Origin of the sequence: Succinimonas sp., assembly GCF_045225735.1 — a bacterium.
Taxonomy (GTDB): domain Bacteria; phylum Pseudomonadota; class Gammaproteobacteria; order Enterobacterales; family Succinivibrionaceae; genus Succinimonas.
Window position 1 is genome coordinate 1 of record NZ_JBGVBR010000349.1, and the last position, 16837, is coordinate 16837.

Below are 16837 nucleotides of genomic sequence, written 5' to 3' on the forward strand. Positions count from 1 at the left end.
AGATTGTCTAAGCTGTTTGTTAAAGAACTTCCTGCTCGTGCTGAGCAAGTGATGCGAATTTTATAGTTTTCTGATTTTCTGTCAACAAAAAATCAAAAAAAATGCAAAAATTTTCAAAAACGAAGCATTTTGGTTGTTTTTTGAACAAATTTTGACTGTTTTTCAGGTTTCAGCAGCAAAAATCCTCATGATTCCCCTCCAAATTGCCCTTATTTACAATTTCGGAGGTTCGTATTACCTTATTCAGACGGTTTGCCAGAATACGGTGCCCCAATCAGACAGCAGCGGGGCCGATTTTGACATTCGATACCGTCTTTTCCCCGTCTTTTTCATCGTAACGCAAGGAAACACGAATGAAAACAATTAACGCCGTGGGACTCAGATGTCCTGAGCCGCTGATGATTGTCAGAAGAGAACTCAGAAACATGCCCCCGGGCGAAGCAATAGCAATAACCGCTGATGATCCTTCTACCAAACGTGATTTCGACTTGCTCTGCCGCAATCTCGGATACGTTATGGAGGAGCATAAAACAGAGCCTAACGACAACAGAACTCTTTACTTCTTTGTTATCAAAAAGCCCTGATAAAGCGCTGGGATTGCTTTATTTCATCCCCTTTTTCTCCTTGTCATTCTAAAACGCGCGGCCTTTCCTGTGATATCTTTCAGTTTTCCTCCGTACGCATAAACTCATGTAACCATTAATTGCTGTTCGGAGCCTCCCCGCCGGCAAAATGCCTTAATCAAGCCTATAGTGCAAAATCAGGCAAACATGAGTAAAATAGGCATACTCAAACAGGAGCACCGTTTTTCACCGCTCCCGCAATCATTACCCTTTTCATTTAGATATTTGACTTTTACAAGATAAAAGCTTCCAAGGATCTTCAGATGTCCAACACATATGATATCAAGACGTTTCAGGGGTTAATCCTGACTCTTCAGGATTACTGGTCACGACAGGGCTGCATGCTTGCTCAGCCTTTCGACATGGAAGTCGGCGCCGGCACCTCTCATCCCATGACATTCCTAAAAGCCATCGGACCGGAACCGCATTTCTGCGCTTATGTACAGCCATCAAGAAGGCCCACTGACGGACGCTATGGCGAAAACCCCAACAGACTGCAGCGTTATTTTCAGTTTCAGGTTGTTCTGAAGCCGTCCCCTGACAATATTCAGGATCTCTATCTCGGTTCCCTCAGAGAACTTGGTTTTGATCCGGCTGTTCATGATATCCGGTTTGTCGAAGACAACTGGGAAAACCCCACTCTGGGAGCCTGGGGACTGGGATGGGAGGTCTGGCTTAACGGCATGGAGGTAACTCAGTTTACCTACTTCCAGCAAGTCGGCGGTCTCGCTTGTTCTCCGGTAACCGGCGAGGTTACCTACGGTCTGGAAAGACTTGCAATGTATATTCAGGGTGTTAACAATGTGTACGATCTTGTCTGGGCAAATACTCCGGCAGGTATCGTAACCTACGGGGATGTCTTCCATCAAAACGAGGTTGAACAGTCCACCTATAACTTTGAATATGCCGATGTTGATTTTCTCTTCGGCCTGTTTGACCGGAGCGCCCAGGAATGTCAGAACCTGCTGGATACCCAGAAGGTAAAGGCAGCGCTGCCTCTCCCCGCGTATGAAAGAATTCTGAGAGCTGCTCACGCATTCAATCTTCTTGATGCCAGACATGCCATTTCCGTTACCGAAAGACAGCGCTACATCCTGCGTATAAGAGAACTTTCAAAAGGCGTAGCCGAAGCTTATTACGCAGCGCGCGAATCTTTGGGATTCCCCATTTTGAATAAAGTAAACAAGGCATAAAAATGACTGCAAAAACATTATTAGTGGAAATTGGAACTGAAGAGCTGCCTCCCAAGGCTCTCGCAAAACTCGCTCTGTCCTTCAGAGATACTTTTGCAGCGCTTATAGACAATGCAAAAATTTCCCATGGGGATATTCTCTGGTATGCCACCCCCAGAAGACTGGCTGTAAAAATTCTCAGTCTGGACGAACAGCAGCCCGACACCCCGATTGAAAAAAAAGGCCCGTCCGTAAAGGCCGCCTTCAATCCGGACGGCACTCCGAACAATGTCGGACTGAAATGGGCTCAGGCCAACGGCATCAGCATTGATGAAGCCGAACGGGTTACCACGCCAAAGGGAGAATGGCTGGTATATCGCACTGTAGAACACGGGGCCAGCACCGTATCTCTTATTGCCCGTTTCACTCAGGAGGCTTTGGCCAAACTTCCGATTCCGAAGCTGATGCGCTGGGGATCCGGTGATGTGCTTTTTGTAAGACCTGTGCATACCCTGACCATGCTCTTCGGAAATGAAGTTATTCCGGGAGAAGTTCTGGGACTTAAGTCCGGCAGACTCATAAAGGGGCACCGCTACATGGGAACTCCGGAATTCGAATTGGCTACTGCGGATGAATACCCGGAAGTTCTCGAAACCAAGGGCATGGTAATTGCGGACTATAACCGCAGAAAGGAAATGATTACCGCAGCCATCAAGTCCGAAGCAGATAAAATTGGCGGCGTTGCCGACATGGATCCGGATCTTATTGATGAAGTAACTTCTCTGGTGGAGTACCCGGTTCTTCTTACAGCAAAGTTCGAAGAAAAATTTCTGGAGGTTCCTGCCGAAGCCCTGGTTCATACAATGAAGGGAGATCAGAAATATTTCCCGGTCTACAGAGACGGAAAGCTGCTTCCTAACTTCATTTTTATCAGCAACATCAAGTCTCAGCATCCGGAGCTTGTTATTGCCGGCAATGAGAGAGTCGTCAGACCCAGACTCTCCGATGCCGAGTTTTTCTTCAACACCGATAAGAAACAGACGCTTTTCTCCCGCTTTGAAAGTCTCAGATCTGTCACCTACCAAAAGCAGCTGGGTTCACTGGCGGACAAATCCGAAATTGTTGCCGGCATTGCCGAAAAGGTTGCTCAGATTATCGGCGCTGATACCGCATTGGCAAGAAGATCCGGCTTGCTGTCCAAATGCGATCTGGTCACCAGCATGGTCACCGAATTCACTGATACCCAGGGCATTATGGGAATGCACTACGCCCGCATTGACGGTGAACCCGAAGAAGTAGCTCAGGCTCTCAGCGATCAGTATCTGCCCAGATTCTCCGGGGACGCTCTTCCTGACAATCCGGTATCCCAGGCTCTCTCGATTGCTGAAAAGATTGCTACCCTCACCGGTATTTTCGGAGTAAACATGATTCCTAAGGGGGACAAGGATCCTTACGGATTAAGAAGAGCCTCCATCGGTCTCATCAGAATCGCCGTGGAGAAACAGCTTCATATCGACATCAGAGAACTGGCAGCATATGCCGCCGGACTCTATGGCAGCAAACTCGTAAACGCCAATACCGTGAATGATGTGGTTGATTATGTTCTGGCCAGATTCAAGGCCTTTTATCAGGATCTGGGGGTAAGCACAGACGTAATTCTGTCAGTGCTGTCCCGGGGCATCACCGATCTTCTGGATTTCGACAAGCGCATTAAGGCCGTTCAGGAATTCCGTACTATTCCTGAGGCTGCTTCGCTTTCCGAAGCCAACAAACGGGTGGGAAACATTCTGTCCAAAGCCTCCGACATCTCTGCATTCCGGGCTGAACTTATGACGAGTCAGGAAGAAAAAGCCCTGTCAGCAGCAATTGCTGCCGTGGCTGCCGACGTTAATGCTCTCTTTGACAGAGGTGACTACAAGGAAGCTCTCACTCATCTGGCGCAGCTCAAAAAACCGGTGGATGACTTCTTTGATAAAGTGATGGTCAACGATGAGAACCCGGATATTCGGAATAACCGCCTGGCGCTTCTTAAGGAACTGAGCAGTCTTTTCACTCATGTAGCGGATATTTCGCTGCTGCAGAAATAATTTTCGGAATATACCTCTGCAAATAGGAGAAGCCACGCTGTGATGAACGGCGTGGCTTTTTTAACGGATCATCAAATAATGAGGCCGATAATGATGCCTGCTATGCTTTGCTAGATTGAAAAATCTTCGCCCAGATAGACCTTTTTAACCAGTTCATTGCTCAGTACCTCATCAGGGCTGCCGTAGGCGATCATCTTTCCCTGATTCACGATATAGGCTCTTTCGCAGACATCCAGAGTTTCCCGCACATTGTGATCGGTAATTAAAACGCCAATTCCTCTTTCTCTGAGCTGTTTGATAATGCCCTTGATTTCCCCCACGGAAATAGGATCCACTCCGGCGAAGGGTTCATCCAGCAAAATAAAGCGCGGATCCGATGCCAAAGCCCGGGCAATTTCCACACGCCGTCTTTCGCCGCCGGAAAGACTCATGCCCAGACTGTCCCGAATGTGTTCAATTCTGAATTCCGAGAGCAGATCCTTCAGGCGTTTTCTTCTTTCGTCTCTGGTTTTTACGTTTTTATTAAGCTCCAGAGCTCCGATGATATTCTCTCTTACGGTGAGCTTTCTCCAGATGCTGGCCTCCTGCGGCAGGTACCCCAGTCCGGCCAATGCTCTTTTGTCCATGGGCTTGTGAGTGATTTCGGTATCGTCAATAAAAACCTGTCCTCCATCAACCTTGATGATGCCTACGATCATGTAAAAGGAGGTGGTTTTTCCGGCGCCGTTTGGCCCCAGAAGTCCGACGATTTCTCCGCTGTTAACGTTTAAACTGACATCATTGACAACGACACGAGCCTTAAACTGTTTAAACAAATGTTCTGCTTTCAGAGTAGACATGAATAAAAACCCATTACTAAATCAATCACCGCCTGAGGGATGTTTTCAAAAGATACCGCTGCCTTTTCCGGCCGGATCTCCGATCCCTGCTTTGCATAACAAAAACGGCGAAACAAAAATGCTCTATTTGTTACTCTTAGCCGCATCGATCTGCTTTTTCAGCTGATCCGGGATAAAAACAGTAGTAACCCGGCCGCCGGAAGATTCGTTGCCCTTGGCTTCCATAACCTCTTTTTTCACATTATAGGAAATGGTATCACTGGAAAGCTTGGAATTTTCCTGACTGATAAAAGCATGCCCCGAAAGAGTAATGTCCTGAGTCTTGACATTGTATGAAATGGTTTTGGCCTCAGCATGAATAGGCTTGCCGTTATCCATAATCTGATCGAAGGTGGCGGAATTTCCATAGGCGGTTACCTTGTCCACCTCCCCGCTGGGCAGTCTGGTAACTACCACTTTATCGGCCATGATTTTTATAGTCCCCTGAGTAATGACTACATGATCCATGAAGGTAACGCGGTTTTCCGCCAACTCTGCTATCTGACGATCGGAATTAACGCTTATGGGTTCCCTGAAATCAGACTGCTTTGAAAAGGCGCTGGCAGAAATCACCAGAGCAATACTACCTGTTAACAGTGCCTGTATAAGTCGCATGGCAATTCTCCATCAGTTCAAAATATTTGGTATCCAGATTTCCGTTAAGACCTTTGCAGCTATTGGAAAAATCCTTGCCGTTTATATAAACCATCTCCGGGGTTCTCACCTCATTGGTGGTGAAGTCCAGCTCCAAATAGTCGGATTCAATGCTGCTTATAAAAGCCTCGGTGCTGTAATTCTGGGCCTTGACATTATTTCTCAGATTAATGCTGTCCTTGCTGTTAAAGCTCCCGCTGTCAGCCTTTATGTGCCAGTAATCACTGTCCTGAAGGTTTCCGGCGTTATTTAAAACCATTTTCGATGAGGGATCTCTGGCAGGATAATAGGTCAGCGAGGGATATGTCATCTCAATCAGATCGGCGCTGATATAAGTTTCCGCATGATCCGCATGAATGATTTCATAAAGATAGCCCAACTGATTGTATCTGTATGTTGTTAAATTGGTGGCGATGAAATTCGGCTGAGCTTCAGCTCTTTCCGGATCCTGAACATCCTTCTGCGCCGAATACCAGTGGTAGCAAAAGAATGAAAACAGCGTCAGCACCAGCAGACAAACGTACTTCATCATACCGAGGCCGCTCCCGGTACCAGGAGACTGCCCCGGGCCTGCAGAATAAGATCGCAGACCTCCCTGACAGCTCCGGCTCCGCCATTCTTGAGACATACATAATCCGCGGCAGCCTGAGCCAGCGGATGACCATCTCCCGGACAAAACGCCACCGCGGCCTTATTCATGACCGGGATATCAGGAACATCATCCCCGATATAGGCAGAAGACTCCGGAGATACCCCATGCTCCTTCAGCATTTTTTCCATTTCGGGGATCTTGTCTCGCACTCCCTGAGCCAGACAGGAAATCCCCAGTTCCCCGGCCCGGCGTTCCAGAAGAGATGAGCTTCGGCCGGTAATTATGCCGACGAGGACTCCGGATTTTCCGAGAGCCACAAGACCATAACCGTCCTTGGCATTGAAGGCCTTAATCTCATCGCCGCTGTTTGTCAGATAAACGCTTCCGTCGGAAAGCACCCCGTCCACGTCGCAAAACAGAAATTCTATTTTTGAGAGCTTATCATATAAGACATCCGAAACAGGACGGTACAGAGTTGGATGCATTACATAACTCCCTTGTTCAGCAGATCGTGAATATTAAAGGCGCCCAGCGGCCGGTTGTCATCATCTGCCACCACCAGAGAATTAACCTTTCTGGCATGAATAATCCGCACAGTTTCCGCCGCCAGGGTATCCTTTTTTACCGTCAGGCATCCCTTCTTGATGATCTTGCGGAGCGGAGTGGTAACATCCAGCATTTTTTCAAAGGCTCTTCTCAAATCGCCGTCGGTGAAGATGCCGTAAATAGTGCCGTCTTCCTTGATGACCACCACCATGCCAAGTCCCTTGGAGGTCATCTCAAAAATGGCATCCTTGATGGTGCTGTCTATATAAACGACCGGGCATTCATCCCCGGAATGCATAACATCGGCGCAGGTGGTAAGAAGCTTTCGCCCCAGAGTGCCGCCAGGATGACTGAGAGCAAAATCCCGGGCCGTAAAGCCCCGGGCCTCCAAAAGTGCCACTGCCAGTGCATCCCCCAGCACCAAAGTGCTGGTAGTGCTGGAGGTGGGCACCAGATTCAGCGGACAAGCCTCGCGTTCCACATGAAAGCTCAGGTGCACTGTGGCATACCGGGCCAGAGAACTGTCCGGATTTCCGCTCATGCCAATGATAACAATGCCCCGGCGTTTGAGGATCGGAAGGATATCGATAACCTCGCCGCTTTCACCGGAATTTGAAATGGCGATGACCATATCATCGCTTTCGATCATGCCCAGATCGCCGTGACTGGCTTCGCCGGGATGAACAAAAAACGACGGTGTTCCGGTGCTGGCAAGAGTAGCGGCAATCTTGGAACCGATATGTCCGGATTTCCCCATTCCCATGACAACAATCTTTCCGCGGCATCCCAAAATCAGCTTGCAGGCTTCTGCAAAGCTGTGATCGATTTCCGCGCGAAGCTGATTCAGTCCCGCAACCTCATCATCGATGACTCTGCGGGCAATATCCTCAAAAATTAAAGCTCCGGTAGCCAAAATGCATCTCCTTTTTAACCTGCTGGGATTTCAGCATCAGACGCTGATATGCATTATCTCTGAAAAACTCCGTCTCCGTATTTTACCTTAAAAAACGTCATTAAACAGACCTCGCCGCCATAGCTCCGCTAAAAAAGCCAGGGAGCTGCCATCAGGCCTCCGGAAAATCACGCCGTTCTGTCTCAGAGAGATCGCAAATGTGTCAGACAAAAACAGAGTTAAGTTCACATATTTTAACGCCGCAAAGGGGACGATTAAGTGCTATGGCTTTGTGATAGTCTAAAATAAGAGAACGGAATTGCAGAGGGCTGCGTTCTGTAGCTGATTATTTTGTTATTCCCTCCAGCCGTACACAATAACAACAATAATCCCCCGGGCGGGTGGCAGTTTCTTTCCTGAACGGCAAAAATCGTTTTATTTTCTGTATTTTTCACAGTAAACAGCTGCCATAATCCCGAAGTTTATGTATTGAGGAATTTCCCTATGTCCCTAGATGTCATTGTTTGCGATGATTCAAGTTTCGCGCGCAAACAGCTCATCAGAACTCTGCCGAAGTCTCTGGTTAACAATCTCTACCAGGCCGGAAACGGACTGGAGGCTATGGAGTATCTGAGAGAACATAAAGGAGAACTCCTGTTTCTTGATCTTACCATGCCGGGGATGGACGGTTATCAGGTTCTGGAAGCCATAAAAAACGAACGCATCAACATTATGACCATAGTGGTCAGCGCGGACATCCAGCCTGAGGCCAGAAAAATCATCCTGAGCTACGAAAACGTGCTCGAATTCATCCCCAAACCGCTGGATAAGGACAAGCTGCTTACCCTGCTGACAAACTACGGTCTTATGGATCCCAACGATACCGAAACCGTGCAAATCGTGGAAACCGATGAAGAAAAGAAGGACAAAAACGGCATCTTTGATTCTCTCCGGGAAAAACTCAATATTGCAGCAGGCGTAACAGCCAGCAGAATGGCGGAAATTCTTAATCTGTTCATCACCATGCCCGTTCCTGACGTAAAGCTCAAGAAGGGACTGGAGGTTACCCGGGACATCATCCACTGGCTGAATCTGCGGGATAACGATAATCAGAAAAACAACATAATTGTCAGCCAGGGTTTTGTGGGCGAAGGAGTTCTCGGTGAAAATCTGCTCTATTTTTCTCCGGAGGATATGAACAACTACGCTCATCTGGTGTGCGATACCAAAACCACCTACGAGGAAAGAGTAGGCATCATGATCGACCTTGCCGGACTGATCTCAGGAACTTTGGTAAGGGTGCTGGCCACGCAGTTCAACACGGTAATCAGAACCACTCATCCCGCTCTGGTGCCGAATATTCTCATTGATGAATCCTTTCTCCGGGGAGAAGCGCCTGAAAAAAGCGAATCCGGCGATGACAGCCATGAAAAGCCCGAGGAGCCCTTCATGCCCTACAATATGGCATCAGAGGCGCACAAAGACGGTAACATTCTGTCCGTGGAATTTAATTTCAATGTAAAAGGCCAGGGAATGTCCGTACGACTTGATATGCTGTTTACTAATTCAACCATGCAGAAGGTTATACAGCTCATGGAGTTTTCAGAATGACCGACACCAGCGCAGATATTTCAGAACTCAGGGAAATTCATCGTTTTCTTTCCATCATTCAGGACATCAATGTTGGTGTAATCGTAGTTGATACAAATTACATAGTAAGGGTATGGAACAGCTTCATGGAGGTAAACAGCGGAATTCTGGGCATCAAAATCAACGGCAAATGCCTGTTTGATGTATTCCCGGAAATTCGCAAATCCTGGCTTTATGACAAGATTACCGAGGCCACCACCCTGAACACGCCGGTATTCAATTCCTGGCGCCAGCACAAGGAGATTTTTCATTTCCCAAATAACCGTCCCTTTACCGGACGCACCATGGAAATGAGGCAGAACTTCACCATCATTCCTCTCAGCAATCTTGACGGCAAAATTGATGAAGTGCTGATAATGATTTACGACGTGACTGATGAAGCCTGCGCCGAAATCAATCTGGAAAAGGCTAACAGCCAGCTCCTTAAGTCGTCCATTACCGACGGACTTACCGGACTTTATAACAGAAAGCACTGGGAAAACTGTCTCTCTGAAGCCTACGATCTCTTCCGGCGCAACAAGGAGCCGGTAACGCTGCTGATGTTCGACATCGATCATTTCAAAAGCATTAACGATACCTATGGACATCAGGCCGGAGACACGGTGCTCAAAAGACTGTCCCAGGTTGTCAAAAAGCAGATCCGCAATACCGATGTGGCCGGTCGTTACGGCGGCGAGGAGTTCACCATTATCCTCCGGGATGCCAACAGAGAATCTTCATTCTACGTGGCGGAAAGGCTGCGTCATGCCATAGAATCCCAGGTGGTGGAATATAACAATCCCAAAGCGGGCGGCATTCAGGTTATCCGCTTCACCATCAGCATCGGTGTATGCACTCTCTCTATCCCGGCCATGCCGAATTACGGGGACTGGCTGAAAAAGGCTGATAATGCTCTGTATTTCTCCAAGGAGCATGGCAGAAACAGAACCACGGAATACGGCCTGAACGATACCGAAGAGACCATGAACATTGAAATTCAGAGACCGGTGATAAAAAAGAGAGACAATTAGTCAAGTCCGGAAGTTTTTCAGGTTCTCTGTCTTAAGCCCTCTGTCATCATAAAACAGGGGGCTTTTTCAGCTGCACCGGGTATGCCTGCCTTGCGCTGGATTCCGGACTGTTCAGCAAAAAAAGGCAATAAAAAAGCGTCCGGATCCGCAATAAATCCGAACGCCTGTCTGGTATTTAAGTTAAGGCTTTAACCCTTTACTTTGTACCGAAGGTAATACGCTTCATATCAGTCATATAGCCGCGGAGCTTGCGTCCTACAACTTCAATAGGATGATTTCTCAGCTCTTCATTAACCTTTATGAGAGTTTCATTATCAACGGTAGTGTCGGAGGAAGAAAGCCCCTTGCCCAGATCCTCAAGAGTTACCTTCTTCATGAAGTCCTTGAGCATCGGAACAGCCTTGTTGGTAAACAGGTAGTTGCCATATTCGGCAGTGTCGGAAATTACCACGTTCATCTCATAGAGACGGTTACGGCCAATGCAGTTTGCAATCAGCGGCAGCTCATGGAGAGATTCATAGTAAGCGGATTCCGGATAAATACCTGCATGAGTCATGGTTTCAAAGGCCAGCTCGCAGCCTGCCTTGATGGTGGCAACCATGAAGATTCCCTTGTCAAAGTATTCCTGCTCGCTGATTTCAGTATCGCACTCAGGAGCCTTTTCAAAGCCATGCTTGCCAAACTCTTCGCGCCAGGCGAACAGATCCTTGTCGCCGGCAGCCCAGTCCTGCATCATGGTTTCAGAGAATACTCCGCTGTCGATGTCATCCATGTGCTTCTGATAAAGGGGACGGAGAATATCCTTGATCTCAGCAGCCATTTCAAAGGCGCGGATCTTTGCCGGATTTGAAAGACGATCCAGCATATTGGTGATACCGCCGAACTTCAAAGCCTCTCCGACAGTCTCCCATCCATAGCGCAGCAGCTTGCAGGCATAAGCCGGATCCATGCCCAGCTCTACCATGCGGTCAAAGCCCAGCATGGTTGCGGTCTGCAGCATGCCGCAGAGAATGGTCTGCTCGCCCATAAGGTCTGACTTAACCTCGGCAACGAAGGATGATTCAAGGCAGCCTGCCTTGTGAGCTCCGGTGGCGGCAGCCCAGGCCTTGGCAATATCCCAGCCTTTCTTCTCCGGATCATTTTCAGGATGAACGGCAAGCAGTGTCGGAACGCCAAAGCCGCGCTGATATTCATGACGCACCTCGGTACCAGGGCACTTAGGGGCTACCATAACCACGGTAATATCCTTGCGGATCTCCTCGCCCAGTTCAACAATGTTGAAGCCATGAGAATAGCCAAGAGCAGCGCCCTTCTTCATCAGAGGCATTACAGCCTGAACCACAGGATGGTGCTGCTTATCAGGAGTAAGATTAACAACAAGATCGGCCTCGGGAATAAGCTCTTCATAGGTACCAACACGGAATCCGTTCTCAGTGGCGCGCTGATAGGACTTGCGCTTTTCCTTGATGGCTTCGGCGCGAAGAGCGTAAGAAACGTCAAGACCGGAATCGCGCATATTCAGACCCTGATTAAGACCCTGAGCACCGCAACCTACAATTACAACCTTCTTTCCCTTCAGAAAATCACAGCCGCTCTGGAATTCAGAACGATTCATAAAACGGCAGCAGCCAAGCTGACCAAGCTTCTCACGGAGAGAAAGGGTATTAAAATAATTTGCCATAACAGCCTCGAAAATCAGTTATTTTGAAAAGCGAGTACATTATAACCATCATCCCCCCCGGCTTAAAGCGATAAAGCAATAAATCCGTCAAAACTTAGCATCGTAACCACCCTGAAAAACAATAAAAAGCAGGGTGCGCCGGCTGCCCCCGCCGCCAGAATAAAAAATACGGTCCCTCGCGCTGCTGTCCCAGCTTTTCCGTTGCTTTTCAGGAAATGAGATCTCTGACGGACAGTCGCATGTCATCGGGCTCCGGAGGTCTCCGCATGGCTATTACTCTTTATTCCGCTATCGTGTAAAATATCCTTTGGAGATCATGCAGGCTTAAGCCTCTGCATTCACCTTATAGCAGGAATTTTATTCATGAAAAACGTAAATCCAACTCAAACCAATGCCTGGAAGGAACTTGAAAAGCATTTTTCTGAAAACAGAAACATGACCATCAAGGATCTCTTCAAGGCTGATCCGAACCGCTTCAATAACTTCTCTCTCAAATTCAACGATGATTTTCTGGTGGATTTTTCCAAAAATCGCATTACCGAAGATACTCTGAGCCTTCTTATCAAACTTGCTGAAGAGACTGACCTCAAAAACGCCATTGAAGCCATGTTTACCGGCGAAAAAATCAATGTTACCGAAGATCGCGCCGTTCTTCACACCGCTCTCCGCAACCAGTCGGATTCTCCGGTTCTGGTGGACGGCCAGGATGTCATGCCCGAGGTACGGAAGGGGCTGGCCAAAATCAAGGCCTTTACTGAAAAGGTTATTTCCGGAGAATGGAAGGGATATACCGGCAAGGCTATTACCGATGTGGTAAATATCGGCATCGGCGGCTCCGATCTGGGCCCTTGCATGATTACCATGGCTCTCACCCCGTATCACAACCATCTCAAATCCCATTTTGTTTCCAATGTTGACGGCACTCATATTGCGGAAACCCTGAAGGAATGCAATCCGGAAACCACCCTGTTCCTGGTGGCCTCCAAAACCTTCACTACCCAGGAAACCATGACTAATGCCCATACTGCAAGAGACTGGTTCCTGAAGGCCGCCGGAGACAAGAAGCATGTTGCCAAGCACTTTGCAGCTCTGTCCACTAATGCCAAGGCCGTCAGCGAATTTGGCATCGATACTGACAACATGTTTGAATTCTGGGACTGGGTCGGCGGACGCTACTCTTCATGGTCCGCTATCGGAACCTCCATTGCCCTGGCTGTTGGCTTTGACAATTTTGAAAAGCTGCTTAAGGGCGCTTATGAAATGGATGAGCATTTCAGAAAGCTTCCCTTCAGACAGAACATTCCGGTAATTCTGGCTCTCATTGGCATCTGGTACAACAATTTCTATAAGTTTGCTTCTGAAGCAATTCTGCCCTATGACCAGTATCTGGCCCGTTTCCCCGCTTATTTCCAGCAGGGCAACATGGAGTCAAACGGCAAGTATGCAGACAGAAACGGCCAGCCCGTAACTTATGAAACCGGCCCCATTATCTGGGGCGAACCAGGCACCAACGGACAGCATGCTTTCTACCAGCTGATACATCAGGGCACCAAAATAATTCCTGCTGATTTTATTGCTCCGGCCATCAGCCATAATCCTATCGGGGATCATCATGCAAAGCTTCTCTCCAACTTCTTTGCGCAGACCGAAGCTCTGGCCTTTGGCAAAACAAAAGAAGCGGTAATTCAGGAATTCGAGGCCAAGGGAACTCCCAAAGACAAGTACGAGCCTCTCATTCCCTTCAAGGTTTTCGAGGGGAACCGGCCGACAAACTCCATTCTGGTGAAGGAAATCACTCCGGAAACTCTGGGGGCTCTCATCGCCATGTATGAGCACAAGATTTTCGTGCAGGGCGTAATTCTTAACATCTTCTCCTTTGACCAGTGGGGTGTGGAACTGGGCAAGCAGCTTGCCGGAAAGATCCTTCCCGAGCTCCAGAACACTGAAGAAGTCTCCTCTCACGATTCCTCCACCAACGGACTTATTAACTTCTTTAAGGCTGTAAGGAAGTAGTCTGTTTCTGACTCAGCATCTGACTGTTTCTGGCAATCAGATGAGTTTTCATAAAAGCCGAATACACAATTCGGCTTTTTTTATCCCTCCGAGAGCCTCCGGGGCTCAGTGCTATATATAATAGAAACAAAGATTGTTTGTTACCTTGTGTCCGCTGTCAGTTTCCCGCCGGCAGCGCTTAAAGATAACAAACAAATATAAAGCAGCTTTCATTACCGGAGACGCAAGCCATGACTAATACCGGAATTCATATAAATTCTGCCGGAGAAATTTCATACCGCATCTTTGCCCCCTATGCTCATTCGCTTGCCGTGAAATGTCTGGATAACGGCAAATGCTATCCTCTGGATCGTGACGATTCCGGGTACTTCACCGGAATACTGCCGGATTTCCGGGAAGGCTTCCGTTACCTTTTAGTGAAAAACGGCTCCGAGACATTTCCGGATCCGGCCTCCCGCTATCAGCCCGAAGGCTCTCACGGCCCTTCTCAGGCAATTTTTCCGATACGCCAGCCGGCCTCCTCATGGCAGGGAACCGATGCTGCCGATGCCATCATCTATGAGCTTCATCTCGGAACCTTTACCCCGGAGGGTACCCTCCGGGGAGCTCTCAAAAAACTTCCTTATCTCAGGGATCTGGGCATCAATGTCATTGAACTTATGCCGCTTTCTGATTACCCGGGAAAGCGCAACTGGGGCTATGACGGCACTTATCCCTTCGCTCTCAGCAGAAACTACGGCAGCTATGACGATCTTCATGATTTCATTGCCAAAGCCCACGATAATGGCATTGCGGTTATTCTTGACGTTGTCTTCAACCATTTCGGCCCGGAAGGCAATTACTCGGAAAAGCTGGCTCCCTTTACCAAGAAAGCCCCTACGCCATGGGGGGCCCAGATAAACTTTGACGGCCATAGCTCCTCCGGCATTCGCAGCTTTTTTCTGGACTGCGTCCGGCACTGGCTGGAGGATACGGGACTGGATGGTTTCAGAATGGATGCCGTGAGCGTTATTTATGATGAAACCGTACCTCATATTCTCCGTGAAATCACAGATCTCGCCAGAAGCATCGGGACTGCTCAGAATCGCAAAATCATCATGATTGCCGAACATCTCCGCAACGAAAGCTCGGTAACAGCGGAAAACGGCTACGCCTACGATGCCCAGTGGTGCGATGATCTCAACTATGCTGTTTACAGCTGGCTTTATCCGCAGAGCTTCAGACACTACCGTGATTTCGGGAGGTTCGAGGACATAGTTCTGGCTTTGAAGGAAGGCTTTTGTTACAACGGCACCCGCTACAACTCCGTTTTTGATAACTTCATGGGGGTAACCGGTCAAAACGTGCCGCCGGAACGGTTAATAATGCACATCCAGGATCATGATCAGGTGGGAAACCGTCCTGAGGGCGGACGCATTGTTACGGTTATGGGGCTTAAAAGAGCTTTGCTGGCAGCTCTGACCCTTTTTGCTTCTCCTTATGTCCCGATGCTGTTTATGGGAGAGGAATACGGTGAAAAATCGCCATTTCTGTTTTTTGAAGACTTTGGCGATGCCGGCCTGATAGAGGCTGTTAAGAAGGGAAGAAGAAAAGAATTCTCCTTTATTCAGGGCTTTGAACCGGAGGATCCGCATCAGGAAAGCTCCTTTTTAAAAAGCAAGCTTAAGTGGTATCCGGAAGACAGCGAGCCCGAAATCAATGTACCGGCCCGTAAGACGCTCCGCTTTTACCAGGAGCTTATCAGACTTAAAAAATCCGATATCATCGGTTCTCATGACCGTAAAAAATGTCAGGTGGCGGACTATCCCAAAACAGGAATAATCACCATTACCGGAGATCGCTCCATAACGCTGTTAAATTTCGGCGGAGGCCCGGCAGAGGCAGAAGACTATGGCATTAGCAAACAATCCCGTCTCATTTTGACTACCGATACTGAAAAGACTGCGCAAACAGATCCTTTCATTATTCCCGGATATGCAGGAGCCGTGTACGAAATCTGAGGGGCTGGTATCCCTCAATAAAAAAAATCCCCGGAAGAGCAAAACCTCCGGGGGCAGTTTGCGAAACCAAGCACCGAGCATTACTTTTTCAGTTCCAGAGCTTTTTGACGCCATGTCTCGGACAAACGGATATTCTTTCTGACTCCGGTACCGATGCGGTACATTTCAACCAGCTTTTCGCACGCATCAGGATAGTCAAGTCCGGCTGCCTTCTGGTAATAACCGAAAGCGCGCGCCGGGTTCTTTTTTACCCCCTGTCCTTTTTCATGCATTACTCCCAGCATATAAACAGCTCTGGCATTTTGCTGCGCTGCGGCAAGCTCATACCAAATAATGGCATATTCATAATGAACATCAGTAATAGTACCGTTATAGTAAGCATCGCCCAATTTCATTTCTGCATCAACATTATTGAGTCCCGCGGATTTCCGATACCATTCCAAAGCCTTGGCGGCATCCTGAGGAACTCCGGCTCCGGTCTCAGAAAGAAGTCCCAGATCCAGCATAGCCACAGAATCTCCTCCTTCCTGAGCTCGATTAAGCCAAAACAAACCTCTGGCATAATCCTGAGAAACGCCCTTGCCTGAAACAAAAAGAGCTCCTAAATTCGTTTCCGCGCGGTGATTTCCTTTTTTAGCCGCCAGCAAATACCATGAAGAAGCTTTCAGTTCATCCTTCTTCACATTATCTCCCTGTTCATAACGGAGTCCGAGATAATAAGCTTCTTCCGGATTGTTTAACGCCTTTTTGCAGACTTTTTCAGCCACTCCGTCAGCGACGCAGTCTTTTAAGATGACAGCAGTGTCCATAATCGGAAGAGAAACATCTTCATCTGACTGGGCATTCAAATTACATCCGGAAATACATAGCAGCGCAGCAGCAATGCCTAACCTTGTTATGAATATCGAATGTGAACGCATAAAAGCCTCAAAAAAATATATACCTAAAACAGAAAACGGGATATCAGATGATACCCCGTTTTGTATAAGTGGCGGAACGGACGGGGCTCGAACCCGTGACCTCCTGCGTGACAGGCAGG

The 16837-nt window shown here is 48.2% G+C and carries 15 protein-coding genes; 8 read left to right on the forward strand and 7 right to left on the reverse strand.

Features of this window, described 5'->3' with window-relative positions:
* The first annotated feature begins 353 nt into the window (after positions 1-353).
* From ACJROR_RS12380 to glyS, 3 genes are all read left to right on the forward strand, one after another.
* The gene (locus tag ACJROR_RS12380) at positions 354-584 is read left to right on the forward strand and encodes a sulfurtransferase TusA family protein (RefSeq protein WP_406547296.1); all 231 of its coding nucleotides are present in this window, start codon (positions 354-356) and stop codon (positions 582-584) included.
* 302 nt (positions 585-886) lie between these two features.
* The gene (glyQ, locus tag ACJROR_RS12385; protein WP_406547297.1) at positions 887-1816 is read left to right on the forward strand and encodes a glycine--tRNA ligase subunit alpha; all 930 of its coding nucleotides are present in this window, start codon (positions 887-889) and stop codon (positions 1814-1816) included.
* A gap of 2 nt (positions 1817-1818) precedes the next feature.
* Positions 1819-3882, forward strand: a complete 2064-nt coding sequence (glyS, locus tag ACJROR_RS12390) for a glycine--tRNA ligase subunit beta (protein WP_406547298.1) — start codon at positions 1819-1821, stop codon at positions 3880-3882.
* Positions 3883-3992: 110 nt separating this feature from the next.
* Here the strand turns inward: glyS and lptB are convergent, their stop codons facing one another.
* From lptB to ACJROR_RS12415, 5 genes are all read right to left on the reverse strand, one after another.
* On the reverse strand, positions 3993-4721 hold the full coding sequence (gene lptB / locus ACJROR_RS12395) for an LPS export ABC transporter ATP-binding protein (protein WP_406043799.1): 729 nt from the start codon (positions 4719-4721) through the stop codon (positions 3993-3995).
* Positions 4722-4844: 123 nt separating this feature from the next.
* Positions 4845-5375, reverse strand: coding sequence for a lipopolysaccharide transport periplasmic protein LptA (gene lptA, locus ACJROR_RS12400; RefSeq protein WP_406043797.1), 531 nt, complete (start codon positions 5373-5375; stop codon positions 4845-4847).
* Complete coding sequence (gene lptC / locus ACJROR_RS12405; RefSeq protein WP_406547299.1) at positions 5344-5946, reverse strand: LPS export ABC transporter periplasmic protein LptC; 603 nt, start codon at positions 5944-5946, stop codon at positions 5344-5346. The genes lptA and lptC overlap by 32 nt, the downstream gene beginning before the upstream one ends.
* A complete protein-coding gene (gene kdsC, locus ACJROR_RS12410; protein ID WP_406043793.1) occupies positions 5943-6491 on the reverse strand; it encodes a 3-deoxy-manno-octulosonate-8-phosphatase KdsC in 549 nt (182 codons plus the stop codon). Before kdsC ends, lptC begins: the two co-directional genes overlap by 4 nt.
* Positions 6491-7465, reverse strand: a complete 975-nt coding sequence (locus ACJROR_RS12415) for a KpsF/GutQ family sugar-phosphate isomerase (RefSeq protein ID WP_406547300.1) — start codon at positions 7463-7465, stop codon at positions 6491-6493. Before ACJROR_RS12415 ends, kdsC begins: the two co-directional genes overlap by 1 nt.
* A gap of 483 nt (positions 7466-7948) precedes the next feature.
* Between ACJROR_RS12415 and ACJROR_RS12420 the strand changes: the two genes are divergently transcribed.
* Both ACJROR_RS12420 and ACJROR_RS12425 read left to right on the forward strand, forming a co-directional pair.
* Positions 7949-9055: a response regulator gene (locus ACJROR_RS12420; RefSeq protein ID WP_406043789.1), complete on the forward strand. Its 1107-nt coding sequence runs from the start codon at positions 7949-7951 to the stop codon at positions 9053-9055.
* Positions 9052-10104 carry a GGDEF domain-containing protein gene (locus tag ACJROR_RS12425; protein ID WP_406547301.1) on the forward strand — a complete coding sequence of 351 codons (1053 nt, stop codon included), beginning with the start codon at positions 9052-9054 and terminating at the stop codon, positions 10102-10104. Before ACJROR_RS12420 ends, ACJROR_RS12425 begins: the two co-directional genes overlap by 4 nt.
* A 196-nt stretch (positions 10105-10300) precedes the next feature.
* Here the strand turns inward: ACJROR_RS12425 and ilvC are convergent, their stop codons facing one another.
* Entirely contained in the window at positions 10301-11785 is a 1485-nt protein-coding gene (gene ilvC / locus ACJROR_RS12430) for a ketol-acid reductoisomerase (RefSeq protein WP_406043785.1), read from the reverse strand.
* 363 nt (positions 11786-12148) lie between these two features.
* On the opposite strand from ilvC, the gene pgi reads away from it, so the two are divergent.
* Both pgi and ACJROR_RS12440 read left to right on the forward strand, forming a co-directional pair.
* Positions 12149-13798, forward strand: coding sequence for a glucose-6-phosphate isomerase (gene pgi / locus ACJROR_RS12435; RefSeq protein WP_406547302.1), 1650 nt, complete (start codon positions 12149-12151; stop codon positions 13796-13798).
* 230 nt (positions 13799-14028) lie between these two features.
* Positions 14029-15798, forward strand: coding sequence for an alpha-amylase family glycosyl hydrolase (locus tag ACJROR_RS12440; protein WP_406547303.1), 1770 nt, complete (start codon positions 14029-14031; stop codon positions 15796-15798).
* Between the two features lie 80 nt (positions 15799-15878).
* On the opposite strand, the gene ACJROR_RS12445 is transcribed toward ACJROR_RS12440, so the two are convergent.
* Positions 15879-16607 (reverse strand): tetratricopeptide repeat protein, encoded by a 729-nt coding sequence (locus ACJROR_RS12445; protein WP_406547304.1) that lies wholly within the window; start codon positions 16605-16607, stop codon positions 15879-15881.
* Here ACJROR_RS12445 and ACJROR_RS12450 point away from each other — a divergent pair.
* The coding region (locus ACJROR_RS12450; protein WP_406547305.1) for a hypothetical protein at positions 16591-16837 on the forward strand (247 nt) is incomplete at its 3' end. The two genes, ACJROR_RS12445 and ACJROR_RS12450, sit on opposite strands and share 17 nt — an antisense overlap.

Excerpts from the sequence above, each read along its gene's own strand:
- ACJROR_RS12380 (WP_406547296.1), top strand. The coding sequence starts at position 354 with ATGAAAACAATTAACGCCGTGGGACTCAGATGTCCTGAGCCGCTGATG.
- glyQ (WP_406547297.1), top strand. The coding sequence starts at position 887 with ATGTCCAACACATATGATATCAAGACGTTTCAGGGGTTAATCCTGACT.
- glyS (WP_406547298.1), top strand. The coding sequence starts at position 1,819 with ATGACTGCAAAAACATTATTAGTGGAAATTGGAACTGAAGAGCTGCCT.
- lptB (WP_406043799.1), bottom strand. The coding sequence starts at position 4,721 with ATGTCTACTCTGAAAGCAGAACATTTGTTTAAACAGTTTAAGGCTCGT.
- lptA (WP_406043797.1), bottom strand. The coding sequence starts at position 5,375 with ATGCGACTTATACAGGCACTGTTAACAGGTAGTATTGCTCTGGTGATT.
- lptC (WP_406547299.1), bottom strand. The coding sequence starts at position 5,946 with ATGATGAAGTACGTTTGTCTGCTGGTGCTGACGCTGTTTTCATTCTTT.
- kdsC (WP_406043793.1), bottom strand. The coding sequence starts at position 6,491 with ATGCATCCAACTCTGTACCGTCCTGTTTCGGATGTCTTATATGATAAG.
- ACJROR_RS12420 (WP_406043789.1), top strand. The coding sequence starts at position 7,949 with ATGTCCCTAGATGTCATTGTTTGCGATGATTCAAGTTTCGCGCGCAAA.
- ACJROR_RS12425 (WP_406547301.1), top strand. The coding sequence starts at position 9,052 with ATGACCGACACCAGCGCAGATATTTCAGAACTCAGGGAAATTCATCGT.
- ilvC (WP_406043785.1), bottom strand. The coding sequence starts at position 11,785 with ATGGCAAATTATTTTAATACCCTTTCTCTCCGTGAGAAGCTTGGTCAG.
- pgi (WP_406547302.1), top strand. The coding sequence starts at position 12,149 with ATGAAAAACGTAAATCCAACTCAAACCAATGCCTGGAAGGAACTTGAA.
- ACJROR_RS12440 (WP_406547303.1), top strand. The coding sequence starts at position 14,029 with ATGACTAATACCGGAATTCATATAAATTCTGCCGGAGAAATTTCATAC.
- ACJROR_RS12445 (WP_406547304.1), bottom strand. The coding sequence starts at position 16,607 with ATGGACACTGCTGTCATCTTAAAAGACTGCGTCGCTGACGGAGTGGCT.